This is a genomic window from Mycobacterium sp. (assembly GCF_019247615.1).
Taxonomy (GTDB): Bacteria; Actinomycetota; Actinomycetes; order Mycobacteriales; family Mycobacteriaceae; genus Mycobacterium.
Genome location: NZ_JAFBAT010000242.1, coordinates 1 through 6,798, shown reverse-complemented (window position 1 = coordinate 6,798; position 6,798 = coordinate 1). Strand labels below are relative to the sequence as shown.

The 6,798-nt window shown below is 69.0% G+C and carries 8 protein-coding genes; 5 read left to right on the top strand and 3 right to left on the bottom strand.

Going from position 1 to position 6,798, the window contains the following annotated elements:
• Both JO059_RS16480 and JO059_RS16475 read left to right on the top strand, forming a co-directional pair.
• Window positions 1–181: arabinofuranosyltransferase (locus JO059_RS16480; protein WP_293320554.1), on the top strand; the 181-nt coding region annotated here is incomplete at its 5' end.
• A 6-nt stretch (window positions 182–187) separates the two neighbouring features.
• The gene (locus JO059_RS16475; RefSeq protein ID WP_293320552.1) at window positions 188–3,454 is read left to right on the top strand and encodes an arabinosyltransferase domain-containing protein; all 3,267 of its coding nucleotides are present in this window, start codon (window positions 188–190) and stop codon (window positions 3,452–3,454) included.
• 2 nt (window positions 3,455–3,456) lie between these two features.
• Here the strand turns inward: JO059_RS16475 and JO059_RS16470 are convergent, their stop codons facing one another.
• Together JO059_RS16470 and JO059_RS16465 are read right to left on the bottom strand one after the other, a co-directional pair.
• Window positions 3,457–3,756 carry a hypothetical protein gene (locus tag JO059_RS16470; protein WP_293320550.1) on the bottom strand — a complete coding sequence of 100 codons (300 nt, stop codon included), beginning with the start codon at window positions 3,754–3,756 and terminating at the stop codon, window positions 3,457–3,459.
• Between the two features lie 141 nt (window positions 3,757–3,897).
• On the bottom strand, window positions 3,898–4,119 hold the full coding sequence (locus tag JO059_RS16465; protein ID WP_293320548.1) for a hypothetical protein: 222 nt from the start codon (window positions 4,117–4,119) through the stop codon (window positions 3,898–3,900).
• A 133-nt stretch (window positions 4,120–4,252) separates the two neighbouring features.
• On the opposite strand from JO059_RS16465, the gene JO059_RS16460 reads away from it, so the two are divergent.
• Genes JO059_RS16460 through JO059_RS16450 form a run of 3 tightly spaced genes read left to right on the top strand, consistent with a single transcriptional unit; the run spans window position 4,253 to window position 5,707 of the window.
• On the top strand, window positions 4,253–4,660 hold the full coding sequence (locus tag JO059_RS16460) for a metalloregulator ArsR/SmtB family transcription factor (RefSeq protein ID WP_293320546.1): 408 nt from the start codon (window positions 4,253–4,255) through the stop codon (window positions 4,658–4,660).
• Complete coding sequence (locus JO059_RS16455) at window positions 4,602–5,090, top strand: SRPBCC family protein (protein WP_293320544.1); 489 nt, start codon at window positions 4,602–4,604, stop codon at window positions 5,088–5,090. The genes JO059_RS16460 and JO059_RS16455 overlap by 59 nt, the downstream gene beginning before the upstream one ends.
• Window positions 5,087–5,707, top strand: coding sequence for a maleylpyruvate isomerase family mycothiol-dependent enzyme (locus JO059_RS16450; RefSeq protein ID WP_293320542.1), 621 nt, complete (start codon window positions 5,087–5,089; stop codon window positions 5,705–5,707). Before JO059_RS16455 ends, JO059_RS16450 begins: the two co-directional genes overlap by 4 nt.
• 21 nt (window positions 5,708–5,728) lie before the next feature.
• On the opposite strand, the gene JO059_RS16445 is transcribed toward JO059_RS16450, so the two are convergent.
• The gene (locus JO059_RS16445; protein WP_293320540.1) at window positions 5,729–6,796 is read right to left on the bottom strand and encodes a BTAD domain-containing putative transcriptional regulator; all 1,068 of its coding nucleotides are present in this window, start codon (window positions 6,794–6,796) and stop codon (window positions 5,729–5,731) included.
• Between the last annotated feature and the right edge of the window lie 2 nt (window positions 6,797–6,798).

Sequence of the window (6,798 nt, the reverse complement as noted above, 5' to 3'; positions counted from 1 at the left end):
TCTCATGCGCCGCGGCGCGAACAATAACTACACGCTGCGGCTGGCCCAGGACGTCTACCCCAACCAGCCGAATGTTCGCCGCTATACCGTCGACCTGCGGGCCTCGCTGTTCGCCGACCCGCGCTTCGTCGTCGAAAGCATCGGCCCGTTTGTGCTGGCCGTCCGCAAGCCGGCGGCATAGCTGCCGATGGCCACCGAAATCTCGGCTGACTTGGCTGAAGAACTACCATCTACCCCCGTGAACGACGCGGGAGGCAACTACCGGCTCGCTCGGCTGGTTGCCGTCGTCGCCGGTCTGCTGGGCGCCCTGCTGGCGATCGTCACGCCGGTGCTGCCGGTCAGCCAAACCACCGCCCAACTCAACTGGCCGCAGAACGGCGCGTTCGACAGCGTCGAGGCACCGCTGATCGGGTACGTCGCCACCGACCTGACGGTCACGGTGCCGTGCCAGGCCGCCGCCGGTCTGGCGGGGCCGCAGAACGCGGGCAAGACGGTGCTGTTGTCGACGGTGCCCAAGCAAGCTCCGAAAGCCGTCGACCGCGGGCTCCTCATCCAGCGCGCCAACGACTATCTGGTTTTGGTGGTCCGCAACGTCGCGGTCGTCACCGCCCCGCTGAGTCAGGTGCTCAGCCCAGCCTGTCAGCGGTTGACGTTCACCGCGCACGCCGACCGGGTCGTCGCCGAGTTCGTCGGCCTGACGCAGGGACCGAACGCCGAGCATCCGGGCTCGCCGCTGCGTGGCGAGAAGAGCGGCTACGACTTCCGGCCCCAGATCGTCGGTGTATTCACGGACTTGTCCGGTCCGGCGCCCCCGGGTCTCAGCTTTTCGGCGACGGTCGATACCCGCTACAGCAGCAGCCCCACGCCGTTGAAGATGGCCGCGATGATCCTGGGGGTGGTGCTCACCGCGGCTGCACTGGCCGCGTTGCACGTCCTGGACACCGCCGACGGCACCCGCCACCGCCGCTTCCTGCCCCGGCGTTGGTGGTCGATCGGCACCCTGGACGCGCTGGTGATCGCGGTGCTGGTGTGGTGGCATTTCGTCGGCGCCAACACCGCCGACGACGGCTACATCCTGACCATGGCCCGGGTGTCCGAGCACGCCGGCTACATGGCCAACTATTACCGCTGGTTCGGCACGCCCGAGGCCCCGTTCGGCTGGTACTACGACCTGCTGGCCCTATGGGCACACGTCAGCACCACCAGCATCTGGATGCGCCTGCCCACCCTGGTGATGGCGCTGACGTGTTGGTGGGTGATCAGCCGCGAAGTCATCCCGCGCCTGGGTCACGCCGTCAAGAGGACGCCGGCCGCGCCGTGGACCGCGGCCGGCATGTTCCTGGCCGTCTGGCTGCCGCTCGACAACGGCCTGCGGCCGGAGCCGATCATCGCGCTCGGCATCCTGTTGACGTGGTGTTCGGTGGAACGCGCGGTCGCCACCAGCCGGCTGCTCCCCGTGGCGATCGCCTGCGTCATCGGCGCCTTGACGCTGTTCTCCGGACCGACCGGTATCGCCTCGATCGGCGCGCTGCTGGTGGCGATCGGGCCGCTGCGCACCATCTTGCACCGCAGGTCCAAGCGATTCGGCGTGCTGCCGCTGGTGGCGCCGATGTTGGCGGCGGCCACCGTCACGACGATCCTGATCTTCCGCGACCAGACCCTGGCGGGGGAGGTCAAGGCCAGCATGCTTAAGCGCGCCGTCGGACCGAGCCTGAGCTGGTTCGACGAACACATCCGCTACGAGCTGCTGTTCAGGCCGACTCCAGACGGATCCATCGCCCGCCGCTTCGCGGTGCTCGCGTTGGTTCTTGCGCTCGGCATATCGGTGGCGATGTCGTTGCGCAAGGGAAGGATCCCGGGCACGGCCGCCGGACCGAGCCGCCGCATCGTCGGGATCACGATCATCTCCTTCCTCGCCATGATGTTCACTCCGACCAAGTGGACGCACCACTTCGGCGTGTTCGCGGGGCTGGCCGGATCGCTGGGCGCGCTGGCCGCGGTCGCTGTGACGTCCGCGGCGATGCGCTCCCGGCGCAACCGCACCGTGTTCGCCGCCGTCGTGCTGTTTTTGGTCGCGCTGTCGTTCGCCAGCGTCAACGGCTGGTGGTACGTCTCCAATTTCGGTGTGCCGTGGTCGAATTCGTTCCCGGCATGGCATTACGCGTTCGCCACCGCGCTGCTCGGGCTGACCGTGCTCGTGCTGCTGCTGGCGGCGTGGTTCCATTTCGTCGCCACCGCCAACCGGACACCAGAGAGTCGACCGGCGACCGGGGTGGCGGCAATCGCGCGGTCCCCGTTGGCAATCGCGGCGTGGCTGCTGGTGATCTTCGAGGTCACATCGCTGACCGTGGCGATGATCGTCCAGTACCCGGCGTGGTCGGTGGGACGGTCCAACCTGGATGCGTTGACCGGCAAGCCTTGCGGACTGGCCGAGGACGTGATGGTGGAGCAGGATCCCAACGCCGGCATGCTGGACCCGGTCGGCGCTTCGGTGGCCGACGCCCTGGGAGCCGGCTTGTCGGAAGCCTTCACGCCCAACGGTATTCCCGCCGACGTACGCGCGGACCCTGTGATGGAGCGGCCGGGCGACGGGAGTTCGCTCAACGAGGACCGGCAGGTCACCGGCGCCGAGGCCGGCACCGAAGGCGGCACCAATCCCGCACCCGGAATCAACGGGTCCTCCGCCCAGCTGCCCTACAACCTGGATCCGGCCCGCACGCCGGTGCTGGGCAGCTGGCGATCCGGCCCCCAGTTACCCGCCCACCTGCGCTCGGGGTGGTACCGCCTGCCGCCGCGCGAGCAGGCGGGGCCGCTGCTGGTCGTCAGCGCGGCCGGTCGCTTCGACCCTCGCGAGGTTCAGGTGCAGTGGGCCACCGATGACCAAGCGGCCGGCGGACACCCCGGCGGGTCGGCGCATCTCGCTGACGTCGGGGCGACACCGGCCTGGCGCAACCTGCGTCTACCCCTGTCGGCGATCCCGAGCACCGCCACGCAGATCCGCCTGGTGGCCAACGACGAAGATCTGGCGCCGCAGCACTGGATCGCACTCACGCCGCCGCGGATTCCGCGGCTGCGCACGCTGCAGGAGGTGGTGGGCTCCAAGGACCCGGTGTTCCTGGACTGGCTGGTCGGGCTGGCGTTCCCCTGCCAGCGACCGTTCGGCCACCAAAACGGGGTCGACGAAACCCCGAAGTGGCGCATCCTGCCCGACCGATTCGGTGCCGAGGCCAACTCACCGGTGATGGACAACAACGGCGGCGGCCCGCTGGGCGTCACCGAACTACTGGTAAAGGCGACGACGGTGGCCACCTACCTGAAGGACGACTGGTCGCGCGACTGGGGTTCGCTGCAACGGCTGACCCCCTACTATCCCAACGCGCAGGCCGCCGAGCTGCGGCTGGGGACCGCGACGCGCAGCGGCCTGTGGAGCCCGGCGCCGCTGCGCAGAACGTAGCGCTACAGCCCCGGCAGGCACAGCCCCGGGATGCACCCGAGGTTCGGCGGCGGGTTGGGGCCCTCGTAGACGAAGTGACCCCTGTTGGCCTGGAATCCGTAGTCGACCCAATACCAGGTATGGCATACGTTCATGTCCCAGACGACGTCGGTCTCCGGTAGGTGTTGCCCGGGGCACCACTGGTATGGGCCCCGGGTGTTGGCCTGGGCGGCGCCCGCGGCCAACCCCAACCCGGCCGTCGCGACGCTCCCGGAAAGCAGGGCCCCTGCGATGATCCGGTTGAGGCGGTGCGGAATGTTCATGGCTGCACCTCTTACGGCGGGGCGCTGCCGGGCCCCGAAGCTGGCGCCACCGTGCACCACGTACGCGACGCGCCGGAACGCATCGCCGTGGCGCACGTGTCGGTGCGCTTCGAGGACCCCGGCAGGCCCTTGTTTGCGGGGTTAGGGGATGGCCGAGCGCAATGGGTGCGTCAGCGTCCAAAGCGGGTGCAGGACATCGGCTGCGTAATGCCGCGCTGGGTGCAAAGGTCCGCTGTAGGGGACCCACGGATCGGCCGACGCGACGGCCGGCGCCAGCGAGCCGATCACGGAAAGGCCGATCGTGCCCGCCGCGACACCGGCCGCGACCCGCAGCTTCGACACGCTCTTCGACTTGGCGTTCATTGTTGCGATTCCTCCTTGTGCTTGGGCTTGTGGCGTGGGAATGCCACGGCCCAAGAGTGACGCGGGGCGCTTGTCGGGTCTTTGCGGGATACTTGCGAAATTCTTGCGTTCGGTAAGTGTAAGCTTACCGTTCGTGTCCACTTACCGAACGTCGCGCGACGGTGATGCCTGGCTGGCTCTGGGCGACGGAACGCGCCGGGCCATCGTGGAACGCCTTGCTCAGGGCCCGTCGGCCGTCGGTGAATTGGCTCGGGAGCTGCCCGTAAGCAGGCCGGCCGTTTCCCAGCATCTGCGAGTGCTCAAGTGCGCCGGCCTGGTACGTGATCGCGCCGCCGGCACCCGCCGCGTCTATCAGCTCGACCCGACCGGCCTGGAGGTGTTGCGCGCCGACCTCGACCGGTTCTGGTCTCAGGCCCTGGCCGGCTACGCGCGGAAGGTCGACGAATCGGTCGAAGAATCGAAGCACCGGGAAGGAGAATCTGATGACGCAGCCCCGAAGCCCGAACGTCAGCCACCACGTCGTCGTCGACGCCCCGATTGAGCGCGCATTCGCGGTCTTCGTCGAGCGGTTTGGTGACTTCAAGCCGCGCGAACACAACTTGCTCGCGGTTCCGATCGCCGAGACGGTGTTCGAGGCCCGCGTGGGAGGGCACATCTACGACCGCGGGGCGGACGGCAGCATTTGCCGATGGGCGCGCATCCTGGCGTACGAGCCGCCCCGCCGGTTGCTCTTCACCTGGGACATTGCACCAAGCTGGCAGCTGGAACCGGATCCCTCGAGGACCAGCGAAGTCGAAGTTCGATTTACCCAGGAGTCCGACGACCGCACGCGCGTCGATCTCGAACATCGCCGGCTGGACCGTCACGGTCCCGGCTGGGACAAAGTCGCCGAAGGCGTCGACGGCGACGCGGGCTGGCCGCTGTATCTGGGGCGCTACGCACGTTTGCTCAGCGTTGGGGGCGGCAGGTGACGGACACGCTGATGAGCATGGCCCGCGCCGAGCGAGCGGACCTGGCGGATTTCCTGGCCGAGCTGACCCCGCAGGAGTGGGAGGCGCCCACCCTGTGCTCGAAGTGGACCGTCAAACACGTCGTCGCGCACATGGTCAGCTACGAAGAGCTCGGCGTCCGCGGGCTGCTCCGGCGCTTCGCGAAGGGTTGGGTCGTGCGGGCCAACCAGGTCGGCGTCGACGAGTTCGCCGACCTGACCCCGCAACAACTGCTGGCGTTTTTGCGCGACCACCTCGAGCCCCGAGGGCTGACCGCCGGTTTCGGCGGGATGATCGCGCTCGTCGACGGCACCGTCCATCACCAAGACATCCGCCGCTCGCTCGGCCGGCCGCGCACGATCCCGGCTGATCGCCTCGAGCGGGTGCTCGAACTGGTGCCGGGCAACCCCAGGCTCGGCGCCGGTCGGCGGATCAGGGGATTGCGGTTACGCGCCACCGACATCGATTGGGTGCACGGGCGGGGACCCGAGGTCAGCGGAACCGGTGAGGCCCTCCTGATGGCGATGACCGGCCGTCCGGCGGCGCTGGCCGACCTCGGCGGTCCGGGTCTGGCCACCCTGGCCAAACGGCTGGGGTAGCCGGCTCGCCAAGCCGATCGGTCAGCTGGGGCGGATTTCGAAGGTGAACTCGTGACCGCCGATGCGGATGCGGTCGCCGTCGGCCAGGGTTGCGCTGCCCCGGATGCGGTGGCCCCGCACCTCGACGCCGTTGGTGGACCGCAGATCGGTCATGACGAAGCCGGTTCCGGTGTCGGTGATCACGGCGTGGTGGCGGCTGACGTCGGTGTCGTCGAGGACGATGTCGTTGTCGGTGAAACGCCCGATCCGGGTGATCGCACCCGTCAATGGATACTGTTGCCCGTTCGGCGCGCGCAGCCTCCCAACGATGGCCTCGACCAGTGGAATCCCCGCGGTCGACGGGTCGGGGCTGTACACCCCCCGCTTCCGGGTGGTGAGGGCTTCGCGCTTGGCGCCCAAGGGCTCCTGTCGCAGGATCCGCTGGTGCAGGGCCTTCACCGTGGGGCCGGGGTCAATGCCGAGCCCTTCGGCCAGCGCGGTCTTGAGCCGTCGGTACGCGCCGAGCGCATCGGACTGGCGCTCGGTGACGTAGTAGGCGGTGATCAGCTGCGCCCACAGCGGTTCGCGGTAGGGATGCTCCGCGGTGAGGACCTCGAGCTCCCCGATGACCGCATCCGCGCGCCCGCAGGCGATCTCGGCCTCGGCGCGTGCGGTGTGGGCCGCCACCTTGTCTTCCATCAGTGCCGTGGCGAAGGCGTCGACAAAGGGGAAGTCGCGCAGGTCGTCGAGCACCGGTCCACGCCATTCGGCCAGCGCCAACGACAGATGATTGCTCGCCTCTTCATAGCGTCCCGCCGCGGCGGCCCGGCCGCCCGCGGCCTTTTCGGCGACGAAGCGCCCGAGGTCGCAGTCGGCGTCGGCGACGGTCAGCTGGTACCCCGGCGGTGCGCTGGCCAGCACGTGGTAGGGGTCGACGCCGGCGGTGCGAAGCAGCCGGCGCAGGTTGGACACGTGGGCCTGGATGCTGGTCCGCGCGGCCGGCACCGGGTCCTCGCCCCACACCGCATTGATCAACGACTCCACGGATACCGGCCGGTTGCGGTTGATGAGCAGCATGGCCAGCACCGCTCGTTGTTTTGGCGGGCCCACCG

Excerpts from the sequence above, each read along its gene's own strand:
- JO059_RS16475 (WP_293320552.1), top strand. The coding sequence starts at position 188 with ATGGCCACCGAAATCTCGGCTGACTTGGCTGAAGAACTACCATCTACC.
- JO059_RS16470 (WP_293320550.1), bottom strand. The coding sequence starts at position 3,756 with ATGAACATTCCGCACCGCCTCAACCGGATCATCGCAGGGGCCCTGCTT.
- JO059_RS16465 (WP_293320548.1), bottom strand. The coding sequence starts at position 4,119 with ATGAACGCCAAGTCGAAGAGCGTGTCGAAGCTGCGGGTCGCGGCCGGT.
- JO059_RS16455 (WP_293320544.1), top strand. The coding sequence starts at position 4,602 with ATGACGCAGCCCCGAAGCCCGAACGTCAGCCACCACGTCGTCGTCGAC.